Source organism: Mesorhizobium sp. M0761, from assembly GCF_040320205.1.
Lineage (GTDB): Bacteria > Pseudomonadota > Alphaproteobacteria > Rhizobiales > Rhizobiaceae > Mesorhizobium.
Genome location: NZ_JAMYPF010000011.1, coordinates 1 through 17,378, shown reverse-complemented (window position 1 = coordinate 17,378; position 17,378 = coordinate 1). Strand labels below are relative to the sequence as shown.

Here is a 17,378-nt window from a genome sequence, read left to right as displayed (position 1 = left end):
GGCGGCGAACCGCGTCGGGATATGATCAGACATAGTGCTGGCAAAGTCCTACCGCGAGGCGCGGCCGCCGCCAATATCGCTCTGCCTTACAGATCCTTCCGTTTCCTGAATTGGCCGGGCGAGACGCCGGCGTGGCGCCTGAAGGCGGTGGAGAAGGCGGCTTCCGAGCTGTAGCCGACCGCCTCGGCGACTTGGCCCAGGCTCTTGCCCTCGTGCAGCAGCCGGCTGGCCTGCCGCATGCGGCAGCCGAAGAGATAGGCCATGGGCGCTTCGCCGACGAGATCGCGAAAGCGGGCGGCAAAGGTTGCCCTGGAGAGCCCGACCGCGCGTGCCAGGGTCTCGATCGTCCAGTCGTGGCCATAGGCTTCATGCAGGGTCGCGAGCGCTCTGGCGATCGCGGGGTCCTGCAATCCCCTCAGCCAACCTGGATTGTCCATGCTTTCCAGACCGGAGCGCAAGGCGCGCGTGACGATGGCCCCAGACAGGCGAGCCATTACTACGTCGCTGCCGGGACCTTCGTCGGTCGCTTCCACCAGCAAGGCCTCGACATAGCCACGCAGCCATTTGGGCAGACGGCCATTCGATCCCCGGATGTGAACGATGCGCGGCAGGCCGGCAAGTGCCGGATGGTCGGCGTCGCGAAAGGCGAAGGCGCCGCACAGGATGACGGTCTTTTCGCCTTCGCCGCCGCTGCGAATACGCCCGGCTGCGGTTTGGGTCGCCAGTTCGGCGGCGGGGACGTTCGCGCTTTTGAGCGCGCCGGGCGACCGCAGCACATGCGGATCGGCGCGCGGTGCAATGATCAGGTCGCCGGCATCGAGAGGCTCGACATCTTCCTCACCGAACACCGCCTCGCATCGCCCCTTGATGACGACGTGAATGCCGCGAAGTCCAGCCTGGCTGAACGAGATCGCCCAGGGCGCGGCCAGTTCGAGGCGCCGGTACCCGGCGGCTGCGAAGTGCAATTCGCGCATGAGGGTAGCCAGGAGATCCACGCTTCGCTCCAGAAACAGACGATCGATAAATCAATCCAGACGCTGTCGAATAGCGCGCCGGCCTTACTGGACCTAGCTATGCCCGACAGGCCGCTTGCCGGCGATAACGAAACTCAGGAGTTATTCATGCCGCCAATCGAGCTTTTTGTCGCGCAGCTTTGTCCCTATGCGCACCGTGTCAGGCTCGCCCTTGCCGAGAAAGGCCTGCAGGCGACGGAAATCGAAATCGATCTGCGCAACAAGCCGGCGTGGTTCCTGAAACTCACGCCGACGGGAAAGGTGCCGCTGCTGCGCCATCAGGGGCAATATGTCAGGGAGTCGGCGATCATCTGCGAATATCTCGATGATGCATTCCCCGAACGGCCGATTTTCCCCAGGGATGCTCATGCCCGCGCTGAGGCGCGCATCTGGATCAGCTTCGCCGACACGCAGCTTTACGCCAGGACGGCAACCATGATGCACAGTTCCGACGCTATGGTTCATGAGCGGATCAAGGCCCAGCTTGGCGACGCCCTGCGCTTTGTGGAACAGCATGCCTTTGCGAGGCGAGGGGCGGACGAACGGTTTTTGCTGGGCTCGGAATTCAGCGCCGCCGACGTCGCCTTCTATCCCTGGTTCGAACAGCTGTGCGTGCTTGAGAAATATCTGGGCTTTGCCATGCCGACCGAATGCGAGCGCCTGCTGCGGTGGCAGGAAACGGTTGCCGCCAGGGAGGCGGTGCGGACCTGCGCAAGGTCGCCCGGCTTCTACCTGGAATCCTATGGCCGGCTTCTCGCGGCCTGAGACGAGCGGGCAAACGGAAAAAAATTCCTCACTATGGTGCTGCAAGGTCAGTCATTTGCTTCTTGCGGCAGGCGCAAGCCTGTAAATATGCGGCATCAAGCAGGTCCGCGAGAGGTGAGAGAAACATGCCCAATCCAACCGTCGTCGGGTTTTCCGGCAATTTCACCCGGCCGTCCAAGACGCGCGGCTTCGTCGACCAGGTCGTCAGGGACATTGCGCGCCAGCATGGATTGTCGGCGAGTACCTACGACATCGAAGACCTCGGCCCCTCACTTGGCGCTGCCAAATGGGCGCGCGATCTCGACGGTCAGGCGCGGGCAATCTTCGACAGCGTCGTCAATGCCGATGTGCTGGTGGTGGGGTCGCCGACCTACAAGGGCAGCTACACCGGCCTGTTCAAGCACTTCTTCGATCTGTTCGATCCCGCTTCCTTGCGCGGTAAGCCGGTGGTGCTGCTTGCCACCGGCGGTAACGATCGCCACGCGTTGATCGTCGAGCACCAGTTGCGGCCGCTGTTCGGCTTCTTCGAGGCGCTGACGCTGCCGACAGGGGTCTATGCCACGGACAAGGATTTTTCCGATGGCGTGCTGCGGGCAGAACCCATCCTGAAGCGCGTCGAGCAGGTCGTCGGCGAGGTCGGGCTGGTGCTGGCCAATCGCTCAGCTGCCGGCGTCGCGGCCGGATAGCACGCAGATTTTTACGTGATCCGCAAATCAATACCCCGCCGGCCAGGCCTGGCGGGGTATCGCCGTGCAAAGGTTCCCGCGCTTGCGGTCATCCTGAGCGACGATGACAACGCGGCTTGGCTAACTCCGAAATCCATTTCAGACGGATTTATCGCGATAACTAGTTCCTGTCCGCCGGCTTCGAACGCATCCTTGACACGGTCTCGCGCTCGGCGCGCTTGGAGCGCAGCGGCGGCAGGCCGCGGTCGATCAGGTCCATGTCTTCCAGAACCATGTCGCCCATGCGCTTGAAGGCGATGTCGAGCGCGCCGGCGCGGTGGGCGGAGCGCAGGAAGCCGGGGATCGCACGGACCGGATGGTCCGCCGCCAGCGGCTCTTCGGGGAAGACATCGCTGGCGGCAAGGATGTGACCACTCTTCACCGCCGCCATCAAGGCCGGAAAATCGACGACGCCGGCGCGGCTGAGCAGGATGAAGGCGGCGCCCTTGCGCATGCTGGCAAAAGCATCGGTGCCGAGAAAACCCTGGTTCTCCGAGGTCACCGAAGCGACGACGAAGACGAAGTCACTGGTCGACAGCACCTCGTCGAGCGAGGCCGGTTCGACGCCATTGTCGATCAGGATCGATGGCGGCAGCCAGGGATCGAAGACCTTGGTGCGGGTACGAAAGCCCGACAGCAGCCGGTTCAGCGCACGGCCCAGATCGCCGAAGCCGATGATGCCGACATCGGCGCCGGACAGAAGCCGCGCCGTCAAATTGCCATCGCCGCCCCACAGCTCCTCGCCTTTGCGGAAAGCGAGGTCGGCATCGACAATATTTCGGGCAAGGTTGAGCGCCATGGCGAGGCCAAGCTCGGCCACCGGCTCGGCGAAGACGAGGCCGGTGGTGACGACATGGATGCCGCGCGCAAACAGCGTCTCATAGGGCATGTTGTTGATGAGGTTGGTCTCGACATTGAAGACGCAACGCAGCGCCTGCATCTGGTCCAAAGTCTCGGGCGAGATCGGCGGCTGGCCGATAATATAGCGGGCTTCGGCCAGCACGTCGGCGGGCAAGTTCGCCACGCCCTCGGCCGTCGTCTCGACGACGCGGTAATGCGCCTTGAGGCGCGCCAGCTGCGGTGGGGTGAAGATCAGGTCGAGCGTGCGTGGTTCCGGCGCGCTGATGACCAGCGGCAAGGCCTTGTTTGGCATGACGATTCCTCCCCGGCGCGATCCGCATCGCGTATTTTGCTTTGCACTTGTGGTAGTCCCAAAACCACTTGCCGCTTTCCGGCGGCATGTGCTTGAGGGGTAAAATACCCACCATCAAACGATTTACAACTCCGGGAGGGGCCGCCGATCGCGCGGCTCGAGCCTTGCCGGGTTTTGATGCGGGAATCCGTTGGCTCGCCAGGCAACGGCCCTGAGGGCTCCTTTCCTTCTCCCCCTGTGAGAGAAGGTGCAGTCAAAACGGATAGTGCTGCCCCGGATCCTCGATCGTCAGCCAGCGCAGGTCGGTGAACTCGGCGATCGAGGCCTTGCCGCCGAAGCGGCCGTAGCCTGAACCCTTGACGCCGCCGAACGGCATTTGCGCCTCGTCGCCGACGGTCGGGCCGTTGATGTGGCAGATACCGGCTTCGATGCGCGCGGCAACCGCCATGGCACGGCGGATGTCGCGGCTGAACACGGCCGAGGACAGGCCGTATTCGGTATCGTTGGCGACACATACCGCTTCGTCCTCGCCCTTGACGCGGATCACCGGCTTGACCGGGCCGAAGGATTCTTCCGAATAGACGCGCATCGCCGGCGTCACGTGGTCGAGCAATGTCGCCTCGACCACGGTTCCGGTGCGCTTGCCGCCGGCCACAAGCCTGGCGCCCTTGGCGACGGCGTCGGCAACCAGTTCTTCCATCTTGTCGGCGGCCTGGCTGCTGATCAGCGAACCGAGCACGACATGGCCGCGCGGGTCACCGGCAGGCAGCTGCGCCGCGCGGGCGGCGAGCTTGGCGACGAACTCGTCGGCGACCTTTTCATCGACGACCAGACGCTCGGTCGACATGCAGATCTGGCCCTGATGCATGTAGGCGCCGAAGGTCGCCGCATTGACCGCCGCATCGATGTCGGCATCGTCGAGCACGACCAGCGGCGCCTTGCCGCCGAGTTCGAGCAGCGCCGGCTTCAAGTGACGGCCGGCGAGTTCGGCAATGATTCTGCCGACCTTGGTCGAGCCGGTGAAGTTGACACGCCTGACTGCAGGGTGCGCGACCAGTGCCTCGACGATTGCCGCTGCGTCCTTGGGGTCATTGGTGACGACATTGATGACGCCCTTGGGCAGGCCGGCCTCGACCAGCACCTGGCCGATCAGCCGGTGTGTGCCTGGGCACATTTCCGAAGCTTTCAGCACAACCGTGTTGCCGCAGGCGATCGGCATGGCGATGGCACGGGTTCCGAGGATGACCGGTGCATTCCACGGCGCGATGCCGAGGCAGACGCCGGCCGGCTGGCGGATCGCCATGGCCAGCGTGCCGGGCTTGTCGGAGGGAATGACCTCGCCCGAAATCTGCGTCGTCATGGCGGCTGCCTCGCGCAGCATTTTGGCGGCGAGCATGACGTTGAAGCCGGCCCAGGGGCCGGTGGCGCCGGTTTCTTCCATCATCAATCTGGTGAATTCGCCGACCTTGGAGTCCATGACATCGGCCGCCTTGGACAGAAAAGCGCGGCGCTCGCCCGGTCCGGTCTTCGACCAGCTCTTGAAGGCGAGGGCCGCGGCTTCCACCGCGGCATTGGCGTCGGCGATGCTGGCTGCGGCAGCGCGGGTGGCCAGCTTGCCGGTGAACGGGTCCATGCGCTCGTAAGAGGCGGAGCCTGACGCATCCCTTTTGTCGCCGTCGATCAGAAGTCCGATGTCCATTGTTCTCTCCCTCGCTCGCCGTCGAGCGTCTTTTCTATCTATTATCGACCACGATCTGATCCGAACACCGGCTCCCACTTTTCGGGATCATGGTCTAGAAGCCGAGCACCTCGGCATTGATCGATGCTTCAAGCCCACCGTCAACCGGCACATTGGCGCCGTTGACCCAGCGTGCGCCGTCCGAGCACAGGAACAGCACGACAGGCGCGATGTCGCCCGAGGTTCCGGCGCGCCCGACCCTGGCGATGTCGCTGTCCACGCGGGCGTCACCCAGCACATTGCGGAACTGTTTGAGGATCGGCGTCTCGACCGGGCCGGGGCTCACTGCATTGACGCGGATGCCGCGGCTCCTGAACAGGTCCTGATGTGCGGCGCGCTGCGTCCACAACAGCAGCAGCTCCTTGGAAACGGGATAGCCTTCCTCGTTCTTCACCTGATGGTCGGCGATCATCTTCGCCACATCGGGAAAGCCTTCGATGCCGACCATCGATGCCGCGCGGTTGAGATTGGCGCGCCAGCCATAGCCGGCGATCGAGGCGACGTTGACCACGGTGCCGCCTTCACGAAGTCTTGGTGCGAGGCCTTCCGAGAGCGCGCGCAGGCCGTAGAAGTTGACGGCCAGTGTCGACACCGCACCGGTGTTGCCGGGGAGGCCGGCGACATTGCAGAGCGCATCGATGCGCTGCGGCAGGCGCCCGAGGAGATCGTCGACGCCGGCCTTGGATGAGATGTCAGCCTTGACGAAACTGCCGGCCGATGCTGCCGGTTCACGCATATCGACGCCGATCACGTCAGCGCCCAGTTGGCCGGCAAGTTCGGCCGTGCGAGCGCCGATACCAGAGGCGACACCGGTGATGAGGATGGTCTTGCCGAACAGCATGGTCACGCCTTTTCACTATGCGTTGCGGCCTGTTGCGGCGAAGGCGTCGCGTCACTATCGCCGGCGTTTGCCGGCAGCCTGACCCGGTAGCCGACCGGTAGCAGGCGCAGGCCAAAGCGCTCCTCCAGCGTTCCCCACACGCCGCGCGGCAGGAACAGCGAGAACAGCACCGCCGTGGCGCCGAGGCCGATCAGATACCAGACGCCGGTGCCGCCGAACCAGGTCTCGATGAGGAAGAACAGCAGCGCACCCAGAATGGCGCCCTCGAAGGTGCCGATGCCGCCGACCAGCACCATGAAGATCATGTAGGCGGTCCACTGGACGTTGAAGTAGGTTTTCGGCTGGAAGGTGATCGACGTGGCCAACCACAGCGCGCCGGCCATGCCGATGCCGAAGGCGGCGAGCACGAAGAGCAGCCGCTTGGTTCCGGTGACGCGCACGCCGACCGATGCCGCGGCCTCCTCATTGTCCCTGATGGCGCGGATGGCCGCACCCGTGCTGCCGCGCAGCAGGCTAAACAGGGTGGCGAGCAGCGCCGTCATCGCGGCCAGCGCCAGCCAGTAGATCGTCGCCCGCCTGGAACCGGCGTCATAGACGTTGAGCGAGATCAGCGACGTCCCGGTCTCGCCTTGCACCAGCCGGTCGAGATTGACCAGGAGATGGGTGAGCGCCGCGATCACCCACATGCCGATGGCGAACTCGCCGTTCCTGAGCCGCAGCATGAACAGCGACATCGGCCAGGAGATCGCGCCGACAATGATCCCGGAGACGAACAGCGAAGCGAACGGGTTGAGGCCGGCATCGGCCAGGCGGATGGTGAAATAGGCGCCGAGGCCGAAGAACACTTGCTGTCCCACCGAAACCAGCCCGCCGAAGCCGGCCAGCGCGTTCCACATCGCTGCCAGGATCACATAGATGAACAAGGCGGTCACGCGGTCGACGGCGCCGGCCGACAGGAAATGCGGCGCGACGCCAAGTAGCGCGATGATGACGACGACCGCAATCGCCGAGATGCGCGAGGCGGAGGTGCCGCGCTCGATAGCGGGGGCGTTTAAAACCGCGCTCATGATGCTTTCCTCGCGGGCAGGCGCAGCAGGCCGCGCAGGCCGAGGCCGGAGGTGGAGAGCCGGATGAACAGCACGATCAGGAAGGCGACATGGCCGCCGATCAGAAAACCTTGCGGATGGATCTGCGCGCCGAGCGTCTGGGCGAGCGCCAGAACGATGCCGCCGACCAGCGTGCCCCATAGCGAACCGGCGCCGCCGATCACGGCCGCCTCGAAAGCGAACAGCAATTGAGGTGCGCCGGTATAGGGATCGAAGGTGGCGCGCATGCCGAGGAAGGCACCGGCAAGACCGACCGTGACCATGGCGATGGCGGCCGCGAGGGCGTTGGCGCGGCGCGCATCGACGCCGACGAGACCGGCCGTGTCGGGATCTTCCGACGTGGCGCGGATCGAGCGGCCAAGCCTGGTGCGGGTGAGGAACAGCTGCAGTCCGCCAAGCAATATGACGGCGGCGGCGAACATGATCACGGCAAGCTTGCCGACATAGATGCTGCCCGGCCATTCCCAGGAATCGTAGGAGAGGCTGCCGATATAGGGCGCCAGCGAACGTGTGTCGGCGCCGAACTGCTCGAACAGCGCATTGTCGATGACGATGGCGAGGCCGAACGTGGTCAGGATCGGCAGGAGCGCGCCGCCGCGGGCGCTGCGCTCGAGTAGGAAGCGTTGCAGCGCCCAGCCGATGGCCGCCATCAGCGGCAGCACGATGAGCAGGCCGACGAAGGGCGAGATATGGAATTGCGAGGCGAGCCACCACAGCGCATAGGCGGAAAACACGGCCAGGCTTCCATGTGCGAGGTTGATGATGCGCATCACCGAAAACATGAAGGAGAGGCCGCAGGCGATCAGCGCGTAGTAGCCGCCGAGCAGGATGCCCTGGACGATCTGGTTGCTCATGCCGGCACACTCCCGGCGCTTTTTCTGTGCAGACCGAAATAGGCTTTCGTCACTTCATCGCGGGACATGCCCTTGCTCGGGCCTTCCAGCGCGACGAGTCCTTCGAGCATGCAGATGACCTTGTCCGAGACCGAGAGCGCGCGATTGAGGTCCTGTTCGACCAGGATGATCGTCGTGCCGGAGCTGATCAGGCCTTGCAGCGAAGCGTATACGCGATGGACCACCAGCGGCGACAGGCCGAGCGAGACCTCGTCGAGCAGCAGCAGTTCGGGATTGCTCATCAAAGCGCGGCCGATGGCGGTGGCCTGCTGCTCGCCACCGGAGAGATGCCCGGTCTTGGCATGGCGGCGCGGCTTCAGATTGGGGAACGTGTCGAGCACTCGTTCCACGCTCCAGTCGCCGGGACGGCCGGCGGTCTTGCCAAGCAGGAGGTTCTCCTCGACCGTCATCTGCACGAACAGTTTTCGCCCTTCCGGCACCAGCGCGACGCCCATGCCGACGCGCTTGTGCGAGGGAACGCCGGTGATATCGGCACGATTCAGCAGCACGCGGCCGGCCGTCGGCTCATGGGCGCCGGCGATCGCCCGCAGCAGCGTCGTCTTGCCGGCGCCGTTGGCGCCGACCAGCGCCAGCGTTTCGCCGCGCTCGATCGTAAAGCTCACACCGCGCACCGCCTGCAACAGGCCATGGCGGACGACCAGATTCTCGATTGCGAGCAGGCTCATTTCGGGCCTCCGCCGAGATAGGCGCGCACGACTTCCGGGTCGGCCATCACCGCTTGCGGCTCGCCATCGGCGATGATCTTGCCGGCGTCCATACAGATCAGCCGCTCTGCCACCTGCAGCAGGATGTGGACGATGTGCTCGATCCAGACGATGCCGATCTTGCGGCGGCGCAATTCCTTGATGGTATCGACAAGTTCGCTCGCCTCGCCATCGGTCAGTCCGCCGCCGATCTCGTCGAGCAGAAGCAGCGTAGGCCTTGCCGCGAGCGCGCGGGCAAGTTCCAGCCGCTTGCGGTCGAGCAGGCCGAGCGTTTCGGCGCGCCGGTTGGCCACGCCCATCATGCCGCACAGTTTCAGCGCCTCCAGCGCCTCTTCATAGGCCTCGTCGCGGGCGAGACCGGCGCCATGCGACGCGGCAACAAAAACGTTCTCGAACGTGGTCATGCCGCTGAACGGCTTGGGCACCTGGTGCGTGCGCACCAGGCCGAGACGACAGCGCGCTGTAGCCGGCATCGCGGTCACATCGCCACCCTTGAAGGCGACCGTGCCGGCGCTCGGCGGGAAGGCGCCTGACAAGATGCTGAGCAGCGTCGTCTTGCCGGCGCCGTTGGGGCCGACGATGCCGACGGCCTCATCGGCATTCATGGCGAAGTCGACATCGTCGAGCACCACCAGCGCGCCGAAGCGTTTCTGGATGCCGGCAGCGCGGAGGATCGCGGCGTTTGCTGAACCGTTCACGATGCGATCCCCGTAACCGACCGTCAGCTGTTATACGGCTGGAGCTTGGCCTCGACCGGAACCTTCGGGTCGGTGGCGTTCTCGGTCACGACGTAGTCGAGCGGGAATTTGCCGCCTTCCTTGGCCGCCACCCATTGCGTGCCGATGATCGGGCCGGGAGAGACATTGGCGACCGGGCCGCTGGTGAAGTCGACCTTGCCGATCATGGTCTCGGTGTTGAGCGTGCTCAGCGCCTGGGCGACGGCCGCCTTGTCCTTGGCGTCGGTGCTTGCCTTCAGCGCCTCGAAGCCGGCGTCGAGCAGCGACATCGAGGCGCCGAGCTGCTGCGTCCACTGCTTGCCGCTGGCGGCCTCATAACCGTCGGCCAGTTCGATCCCCGAAACGCCGGTCAGCGGCGACTTGTAGGGAAAGGCCTTGTGCCAGTAAGCGGCGCTCGAAATCTTGTTGCCGAGATCGCCGAGCGCCTCGATGTCGGACGGGAACAATCCGGTCTTGGCGACCTGGCAGATCTTGATCTGCTTGATCAGGCCTTGCTGTGCAGCCTGACGCCAGAAGGCGGCGAAGTCCGGCGGGATCGGGAAGGAGTTGAAGATCTCGACGCCTTCCTGCTTGAACAGCGCGATCTGCGAGGAATAGTCGGTGGTGCCGGTCTCGTAGGCGCCGGGATCGACGATGGTGAAACCCTGCTTTGCCAGCAACGGCGCCAGATGGGTGCGGATGGCATTGCCGTCTGCGTCGTTGGGGTACATGACGCCGACCTTCTTGTTGGTCTCGATCAGGTTCCATTGCGAGATGTAGGTCCGGAAGAACTCGTCGACGCCGAAGCCGAAATGATAGGTCCATTTGAACGGCGAGGGTTCGCCGGGCTTGGCGCCGCGGCCGAAATACCAGGCCTCCCACGGCATGACGGTGGAGAGGCAAGGCACGCCGGCGGCTTCGCAGGCGTCGGCGACCGGGTTGATCACCTCCGGCGTCGACACCGCCAGCATCAGGTCGACGGCTTGGTTGTTGATGAGGTCCTTGGCGAGCTGGCCGGCGCGCGACGGGTCGGATTGCGTGTCCTGGTCGATGATCTCGACACTGTATTTCTTGCCGCCGATGTCGAGGCCGTTGGCGAGCGCCTTGCGGGCGAGATCGAGCACATAGCCGTCGGTCTGGCCGAAGCCGGCGAGCGGCCCGGTGCGCGGGCTGACAAAGCCGACCTTCAGCGTGTCGGCGGCCTGCGCGAAGGCCTGGCCGCGGCTGAGCGCAAGTGCCGCGCCGCCGGCGAGCGATGTGGCGATGAACTGGCGCCGCGAGACGCCGGATTTGCTTGAGGTCATGCTGGTATTCCTCCCTTTCCTGACGGCACCTGGAGGTCACCGCCGGCCTGCTCAAAATCGATGCCGCCCGTTCTTAAGATCGGAGATCGCCCCGGCAGGCCTTGAGGCGGCAGCGGAACGCCGCCAATGCCGATAACGGCACGATTTCGATCCTCCCATGGTCACAGTGCCCTAGGTGTTTGGTTTGGTAAAATGATATTTTGCGGTGTTTCGTTAACCAACAGGTTATGGAAATACGGCTGAAGGCCCGCTCTGCGCCAGATTGGCGAAAGGTGCTCAGGCGTTCTGGCTGGCCGCCTCGCGAATGGTCTGCAGCAGGATGGTGAAGGCCGGCGAAGGCGCAGTGTCGGTCCGCATCGTCAGGCCGACCGGCCCTTTGGTTTCCTCGGTGTTGACGGGCAAGGCGACGAAGGCGCCGCTGGAGAGTTCGTTGGCGACGACGCCTGTCGATATGATCCAGACCGCGTTGCTTTGGCGCAGGAAGGCACGGCCGAAGGAATCCGAGACGGTCTCGATCTCGGTCGCAGGCGCCGTCATGCCGTTGGTGATGAACAGGCGGTCGACGAACGGGCGGATGACCGATTCCCGCGTCGGCATCAGCACCGGAAATTCATCGAGCCGGGCGAAGATGTCCTGGCCCGGCTGCAGCAGCGGATGGCCGGCCCTCACCACGAACAGCACCGGTTCGGAATAGAGATGCTCGAAGAAGAAGCCGGTCATGTTTTCCGGCGCCGCAAGCCGGCCGACGACGAGATCGAGCGCACCGACGCGCAACTGTTCCAGCAGGACCGCGTTCTCGCCGGTGACGATCTTGATCGCAGCACCGGTATTTTCACTCAGGAACAGGCTTATGGCGCGTGGCATCACCTTGGCCGACACTGTCGGGAGCGCGCCGATGCGGATCGGATGCCGGTTGATGGCGCCGTCCTGGCGGACGGAATCGACGCCGCGCTTCAGTGCCGTGATCGCCGTGCCGGCATGGCCGAGAAAGATTTCGCCAAGCCGTGTCACCCTGATGCCGCGGCCGTCGCGTTCGACGACAGCGATGCCAAGCGCCTCCTCCAATTCGCGCAACGTCTTGGTCACGGCCGGTGGGCTGACATGGAGAAAGTCGGCCGCCCTCGCCACGCTGCCTTGCCGCGCTACCTCAAGGAATGCCTGCAGGTGACGGAACCTTATGCGGCTTTCGGACATGTTCTCATAACCTAGCAGTTAATGAAACGGCGTAAAATATCATTTTACCAAACCAAATGCCTTGTGCAATGTGAACACGGAGGATCGAAATCGTGCCATTCGTCAACATTGGCGGCATCACGCTGCACCATCGCCATATCAAGGCGAAGGGAAATGCGCGGCCGATCGTGTTCATCAATTCGCTGGGCACCGACTTCCGCGTCTGGGACGAGGTGTTGCCCGAACTGGGTGGCGAAATGCCTGTGTTGGTCTACGACAAGCGCGGCCATGGCCTGTCCGACATTGGTGGCGTCAGCTCGATCGACGAGCATGTCGATGATCTGTCGGGCCTGATCGATCATTTCGAACTGAACAATGCGGTGCTGTGCGGCCTGTCGGTGGGCGGCCTGATTGCGCAAGGGTTTTATGCCCGGCGCCCCGAAATCGTCGACGGCCTCATCCTGTGCGACACCGCCCACAAGATCGGCACGGCCGACAGCTGGAACACCCGCATCGAAACGGTCGAAAGCAAAGGTATCCAGGCCATCGCCGATGCCGTGCTCAAAATGTGGTTTACGCCTGCCTTCCACGCGGACCGTGTCGCCGAGCTCGACGGCTACTGGAACATGATGACCCGGCAAGCCGTCGCCGGCTATGTCGGCACCTGCGCCGCGGTGCGCGATGCCGATTTCACCGAGGCCGCGCAGGGGATCGCGGTACCCACGCTTTGCGTCGTTGGCGACCAGGACGGCTCGACGCCGCCGGATCTCGTCCGCTGGCTGGCCGATCTGATCCCAGGCGCACATTTCGAAATCATTCGTGACGCCGCGCACATCCCTTGCGTCGAACAGCCCAAGGCGCTGACCACCCTGATCCGCGATTTCGTCGCGGCGCTTCCCCTGAGAAAGCAGACCCATGGATGAACTGCCCAAAAACGAAACCAGATATCAGACCGGGCTGACCGTCAGGCGCTCGGTGCTCGGCGACCCGCATGTTGATCGCAGCGAGGATGCCGTCACCGATTTCGACCGGCCGTTCCAGGAGCTGATCACCGAGGCAGCCTGGGGCACTGTGTGGGCGCGTCCGGGCTTCAGCAGGCGCGAACGCTCGATCGTGACGCTGGCACTGCTGGCCGCCCTTGGCCATGATGAAGAGGTCGCCATGCATGTGCGCGCCACCGCCAACACCGGTGCGTCGCGCGACGATATCTGCGAAGCGTTCCTGCATGTCGCGATCTATGCCGGCGTGCCGGCCGCCAACCGCGCCTTCAGGATCGCCAAGGAGGTGTTTTCGGAAATGGACGGAAGCAGGGCTGGCCATGCCAGCTGATGCCGGCTCGAACCGCAGGCCCGAGAGCGGAGCCTTCTTCCAGCGCGACCGTGGCTGGCATCCGCCGGCGCTGACGCCCGACTACAAGACGTCGGTGTTGCGCTCGCCGCAAAAGGCGCTGCTGGCCTTCGACAACACGGCGTCCGAAATCACCGGTCCGGTGTTCGGCCACGCCATGCTCGGCGAACTCGACAATGACCTGATCCACAACTTCGCCAAGCCCGGCGAGAGCGCAATCGGCGAGCGTATCATCGTCTATGGCCGCGTGCTCGACGAGCGCGGCCAGGGCGTCTCCGGCGCGCTGCTCGAATTCTGGCAGGCCAATTCAGGCGGCCGTTACCGCCACAAGAAGGACGGCTATCTCGCGCCGCTCGATCCGAATTTCGGCGGCTGCGGCCGCACCATCACCGATGCCGATGGCGGCTATGCCTTTCGCACGGTGAAGCCCGGTCCCTATCCCTGGCCGAACGGGCCCAATGACTGGCGGCCATCGCACATCCATTTCTCGGTGTTCGGCCACGGCTTCGCACAGCGGCTGATCACGCAGATGTATTTCGAGGGCGACCCGCTGATCTGGCGGTGCCCGATCGTGCGCGGTATCCGTGACAAGGCGGCCGTTGAGACGCTGGTCGCGGCGCTCGACATGCAGGCGACGATCCCGTTCGACGCGCGCGCCTACAAGTTCGACATCGTGCTGCGCGGGCGCCGCGCCGCGCTGTTCGAAAACCGGCCGGAGGGCAATTGATGGCGCAATCGCTGACCCGGCTGAAGGAGAGCCCGTCGCAGACCGCCGGGCCCTACGTGCATATCGGGCTGACGCCGAATTTCGGTGGTATCGGCGGCGTCTACCCGACAGACCTGGGCGCGACGATGCTCAACGACAAGACCAAGGGCGAGCGCATCGGTTTGCGCATCCGCGTGCTCGACGGCACCGGCACGCCGCTCAGGGATGCCTTGATCGAAATCTGGCAAGCGGATGCCAATGGCTTCTACAATTCGCCGGCCGAATTGCGCGGCGATGCCGATCCGGATTTTCAGGGCTGGGGCCGTCAGCCGACCGACATGGAAACCGGCCTGTGCAGTTTTCAGACGATCAAGCCGGGACGCGTGCCGTATGGCGACGGCCGGCTGATGGCGCCGCATATCAGCCTGTGGATCGTCGCCCGCGGCATCAATATCGGCCTCCACACGCGGCTCTATTTCTCCGACGAGGCCAAGGCCAATGCCGAGGATCCGATCCTGGCCCGCATCGAGCACAAGGTGCGAGTGCCGACGCTGATCGCCGAGCGGCAAGGCGACAACTATATTTTCGACGTCCATCTCCAAGGGGAGAAGGAAACGGTCTTCTTCGACAGCTGACGGTCAGGAAACCAATGACATGACCGTATCGCCCTTCGACCATCCGCTGCTCTCCGGCCTGCTCGGCGACGAGGAGGCGGCTCGGCATTTTTCGGTGGATGCGGAAATCGCCGCCATGCTCGATTTCGAGCGCGCGCTGGCGCAAGCGGAAGCCGAAAGCGGGACTATCGGCACGGATGCCGCCGCGGCGATTGTACCTGTCCTGTTGTCATACAAGCCGGACACCGCGCGGCTGCGGGCCGGTGTGGCGAAGGATGGCGTGATCGTGCCCGAACTGGTGCGCCAGTTGAAGGCAGCGGTCGGGGCGCCGCACGACGCCGGCGTGCATTTCGGCGCAACCAGCCAGGACGTCATCGACACTGGCCTGGTGCTTCGGCTGCGCCGGCTCATTGAACATGTCGACCTGCTGCTGACTGAAAACATTCTGCGGCTGGTGGGGCTGGAAGAACGTTTTGGCAGCCGTGCATTGACAGCGATGACGCGCATGCAGCCGGCGATCCCAATTCAGGCGTCGGACCGCGTGGCGGTGTGGCGCACGCCGCTGCAACGGCATCAGCAGAGACTGTCGGAGCAATCCAAGCGTCTGCTCGTGGTGCAGTTTGGCGGCGCCGCCGGCACGCTGGAGAAGCTGGGCGACAAAGGACCTGCCGTGCGCGCGGCCCTTGCCGCAAAGCTCGGCCTTGGCGACGCGCCGCAATGGCACAGCCAGCGGGACGCGCTGGCCGAATTCGCCGGGCTGCTATCGCTCATCACCGGCAGCCTCGGCAAGTTCGGCCAGGACATTGCGCTGATGGCTCAAGATAGAACCGACATCAAGCTGTCCGGCGGCGGCGGCTCGTCGGCCATGCCGCACAAGCAGAACCCGGTGAAGGCGGAAGTGCTGGTGACGCTGGCGCGCTTCAACGCCACCCAGCTTTCCGGCATGCATCAGGCGCTGGTGCATGAGCAGGAGCGCTCCGGTGCTGCCTGGACGCTGGAATGGCTGCTCTTGCCGCAGATGGCGGTTGCGACCGCGGCTGCGCTACGGCTCGCCGCCGAACTCGCCGGACAGATCGAAAGCCTGGGACACTGATGCGCACCCGGATTGTCATTGTCGGCTCCGGACCGTCCGGGCTGCTGCTTGGCCAGCTTCTCGGCACCATTGGCGTCGAGACGGTGATCCTCGAACGTTCGAGCCGGGAGCATGTGCTTGGCCGGGTGCGGGCAGGGGTGCTCGAACAAGGCACCGTCGAGTTGCTCGAAGAGGCGGGCGCAGCTGCAAGGCTGCATGCCGAGGGCCTGCTGCATGCCGGCATCTCGCTTGCCTTCGGCGGCGGCCTGCACCGGCTCGACCTCACGGCACTGACTGGGGGAAAGCATGTCACCGTCTATGGCCAGACCGAAGTGACGCACGATCTGATGGACAAGCGCGAGGCGGCCGGGCTGACCACCGTCTATGAGGCGGCCAACGTCGCGCTGCATGGTTTCGATGGCGAAGCGCCTTACGTCACCTATAGCAAGGACGGCGTCGGCCATCGCATCGACTGCGACTTCATCGCCGGCTGCGATGGCTATCACGGCGTCAGCCGCAAATCGGTGCCTGAGCGGGCGCTGAAAACCTTCGAGCGGACCTATCCCTTCGGCTGGCTCGGCGTGCTGGCCGAAGTGCCGCCGGCCGATCACGAACTGGTCTACGCCAACCATGAGCGGGGCTTTGCGCTGTGCTCGATGCGCTCGACGCATCGCAGCCGCTACTATGTGCAGGTTCCGGTTGATGAGAGCGTCGAGGCCTGGAGCGACGACCGCTTCTGGGATGAGTTGCGCCGTCGCCTGCCCGAGCAGACTGCCGCCGCCGTTGTTACCGGGCCGTCCTTCGAAAAGTCGATCGCGCCGCTGCGCTCCTTCGTTGCCGAGCCGATGCGCTTCGGCCGGCTGTTCCTGGTCGGCGACGCCGCCCATATCGTGCCCCCGACCGGCGCCAAGGGGCTCAACCTCGCTGCCAGCGACGTGCGCTATCTCTTTGCCGGACTTCGCGAATTCTATCTGGACAAATCGCAGGCCGGGCTTGACGCCTATTCAGCCAAAGCGCTGGCTCGGGTGTGGAAGGCGGTGCGCTTCTCCTGGTGGATGACGACGATGCTGCACCGCTTTCCCGATACGGGCGAGTTCGGCCAGCGCATCCAGGAAGCCGAGCTCGACTATCTCGTGCATTCGCAGGCGGCGTCGACCGCGCTGGCGGAGAACTATGTCGGTTTGCCCTATTAAGGGCAGTGCGATCTCAAACCCGTTCGAGCGCCACTGCGATGCCCTGGCCGACGCCGATGCACATGGTGGCGAGCGCATAGCGGGCGCCGCGCTCGCGAAGCTCCAGCGCAGCCGTGCCTGCAATGCGCGCGCCCGACATGCCCAAGGGATGACCAAGCGCGATGGCGCCGCCATTGGGGTTGACGTGCTCCGCAAACACGGCGATTGCGAGTTGGCGGAGCCCGGGGCATGCATGGGGGGCCAAGGGATCGATTAGTTAGATTACAAAGAAATTGTGAGGTTTAAAGGCTGTAT

The 17,378-nt window shown here is 64.5% G+C and carries 18 protein-coding genes and 1 pseudogene; 8 read left to right on the top strand and 11 right to left on the bottom strand.

The window, feature by feature from the left end; genetic code table 11:
• Positions 1-86: 86 nt before the first annotated feature.
• Positions 87-974: an AraC family transcriptional regulator gene (locus NKI32_RS18680; RefSeq protein ID WP_023691348.1), complete on the bottom strand. Its 888-nt coding sequence runs from the start codon at positions 972-974 to the stop codon at positions 87-89.
• A 99-nt stretch (positions 975-1,073) separates the two neighbouring features.
• Between NKI32_RS18680 and NKI32_RS18675 the strand changes: the two genes are divergently transcribed.
• Positions 1,074-1,778 carry a glutathione S-transferase family protein gene (locus tag NKI32_RS18675; protein ID WP_352444552.1) on the top strand — a complete coding sequence of 235 codons (705 nt, stop codon included), beginning with the start codon at positions 1,074-1,076 and terminating at the stop codon, positions 1,776-1,778.
• 125 nt (positions 1,779-1,903) lie between these two features.
• The gene (gene msuE, locus NKI32_RS18670; protein ID WP_352444550.1) at positions 1,904-2,464 is read left to right on the top strand and encodes an FMN reductase; all 561 of its coding nucleotides are present in this window, start codon (positions 1,904-1,906) and stop codon (positions 2,462-2,464) included.
• Positions 2,465-2,624: 160 nt separating this feature from the next.
• On the opposite strand, the gene NKI32_RS18665 is transcribed toward msuE, so the two are convergent.
• The 9 genes from NKI32_RS18665 to pcaQ form a co-directional block, all read right to left on the bottom strand.
• A complete protein-coding gene (locus NKI32_RS18665) occupies positions 2,625-3,656 on the bottom strand; it encodes a hydroxyacid dehydrogenase (protein WP_023733166.1) in 1,032 nt (343 codons plus the stop codon).
• A 253-nt stretch (positions 3,657-3,909) separates the two neighbouring features.
• Entirely contained in the window at positions 3,910-5,355 is a 1,446-nt protein-coding gene (locus NKI32_RS18660) for an aldehyde dehydrogenase (protein ID WP_023739491.1), read from the bottom strand.
• Between the two features lie 94 nt (positions 5,356-5,449).
• Positions 5,450-6,235 (bottom strand): coniferyl-alcohol dehydrogenase, encoded by a 786-nt coding sequence (locus tag NKI32_RS18655; protein WP_023714837.1) that lies wholly within the window; start codon positions 6,233-6,235, stop codon positions 5,450-5,452.
• Positions 6,236-6,237: 2 nt separating this feature from the next.
• Complete coding sequence (locus NKI32_RS18650) at positions 6,238-7,302, bottom strand: branched-chain amino acid ABC transporter permease (RefSeq protein WP_353003140.1); 1,065 nt, start codon at positions 7,300-7,302, stop codon at positions 6,238-6,240.
• Complete coding sequence (locus NKI32_RS18645) at positions 7,299-8,195, bottom strand: branched-chain amino acid ABC transporter permease (RefSeq protein ID WP_023725449.1); 897 nt, start codon at positions 8,193-8,195, stop codon at positions 7,299-7,301. The genes NKI32_RS18650 and NKI32_RS18645 overlap by 4 nt, the downstream gene beginning before the upstream one ends.
• The gene (locus NKI32_RS18640; RefSeq protein ID WP_353003139.1) at positions 8,192-8,920 is read right to left on the bottom strand and encodes an ABC transporter ATP-binding protein; all 729 of its coding nucleotides are present in this window, start codon (positions 8,918-8,920) and stop codon (positions 8,192-8,194) included. Before NKI32_RS18640 ends, NKI32_RS18645 begins: the two co-directional genes overlap by 4 nt.
• Positions 8,917-9,657 carry an ABC transporter ATP-binding protein gene (locus NKI32_RS18635; protein WP_023668149.1) on the bottom strand — a complete coding sequence of 247 codons (741 nt, stop codon included), beginning with the start codon at positions 9,655-9,657 and terminating at the stop codon, positions 8,917-8,919. The genes NKI32_RS18640 and NKI32_RS18635 overlap by 4 nt, the downstream gene beginning before the upstream one ends.
• A 23-nt stretch (positions 9,658-9,680) precedes the next feature.
• Positions 9,681-10,979 carry an ABC transporter substrate-binding protein gene (locus NKI32_RS18630; protein WP_023744538.1) on the bottom strand — a complete coding sequence of 433 codons (1,299 nt, stop codon included), beginning with the start codon at positions 10,977-10,979 and terminating at the stop codon, positions 9,681-9,683.
• Positions 10,980-11,255: 276 nt separating this feature from the next.
• Positions 11,256-12,173: a pca operon transcription factor PcaQ gene (pcaQ, locus tag NKI32_RS18625; protein ID WP_023685275.1), complete on the bottom strand. Its 918-nt coding sequence runs from the start codon at positions 12,171-12,173 to the stop codon at positions 11,256-11,258.
• A gap of 92 nt (positions 12,174-12,265) precedes the next feature.
• Between pcaQ and pcaD the strand changes: the two genes are divergently transcribed.
• From pcaD to pobA, 6 genes are read left to right on the top strand one after another with little or no spacing between them, the layout of a single operon-like run.
• Positions 12,266-13,075, top strand: coding sequence for a 3-oxoadipate enol-lactonase (pcaD, locus tag NKI32_RS18620; protein ID WP_353003138.1), 810 nt, complete (start codon positions 12,266-12,268; stop codon positions 13,073-13,075).
• Positions 13,068-13,481, top strand: a complete 414-nt coding sequence (gene pcaC, locus NKI32_RS18615; RefSeq protein ID WP_023685273.1) for a 4-carboxymuconolactone decarboxylase — start codon at positions 13,068-13,070, stop codon at positions 13,479-13,481. The genes pcaD and pcaC overlap by 8 nt, the downstream gene beginning before the upstream one ends.
• Positions 13,471-14,226: a protocatechuate 3,4-dioxygenase subunit beta gene (gene pcaH / locus NKI32_RS18610; RefSeq protein ID WP_023685272.1), complete on the top strand. Its 756-nt coding sequence runs from the start codon at positions 13,471-13,473 to the stop codon at positions 14,224-14,226. The genes pcaC and pcaH overlap by 11 nt, the downstream gene beginning before the upstream one ends.
• The gene (gene pcaG / locus NKI32_RS18605; RefSeq protein WP_023685271.1) at positions 14,226-14,840 is read left to right on the top strand and encodes a protocatechuate 3,4-dioxygenase subunit alpha; all 615 of its coding nucleotides are present in this window, start codon (positions 14,226-14,228) and stop codon (positions 14,838-14,840) included. The genes pcaH and pcaG overlap by 1 nt, the downstream gene beginning before the upstream one ends.
• A gap of 19 nt (positions 14,841-14,859) precedes the next feature.
• The gene (locus tag NKI32_RS18600) at positions 14,860-15,912 is read left to right on the top strand and encodes a 3-carboxy-cis,cis-muconate cycloisomerase (RefSeq protein WP_353003137.1); all 1,053 of its coding nucleotides are present in this window, start codon (positions 14,860-14,862) and stop codon (positions 15,910-15,912) included.
• Positions 15,912-17,084, top strand: coding sequence for a 4-hydroxybenzoate 3-monooxygenase (pobA, locus tag NKI32_RS18595; RefSeq protein WP_023685269.1), 1,173 nt, complete (start codon positions 15,912-15,914; stop codon positions 17,082-17,084). Before NKI32_RS18600 ends, pobA begins: the two co-directional genes overlap by 1 nt.
• A 13-nt stretch (positions 17,085-17,097) precedes the next feature.
• Here pobA and NKI32_RS18590 read toward each other — a convergent pair.
• Positions 17,098-17,304 (bottom strand): annotated as a pseudogene (locus NKI32_RS18590) (3-oxoadipyl-CoA thiolase); the annotation flags it as partial.
• Positions 17,305-17,378: the final 74 nt, after the last annotated feature.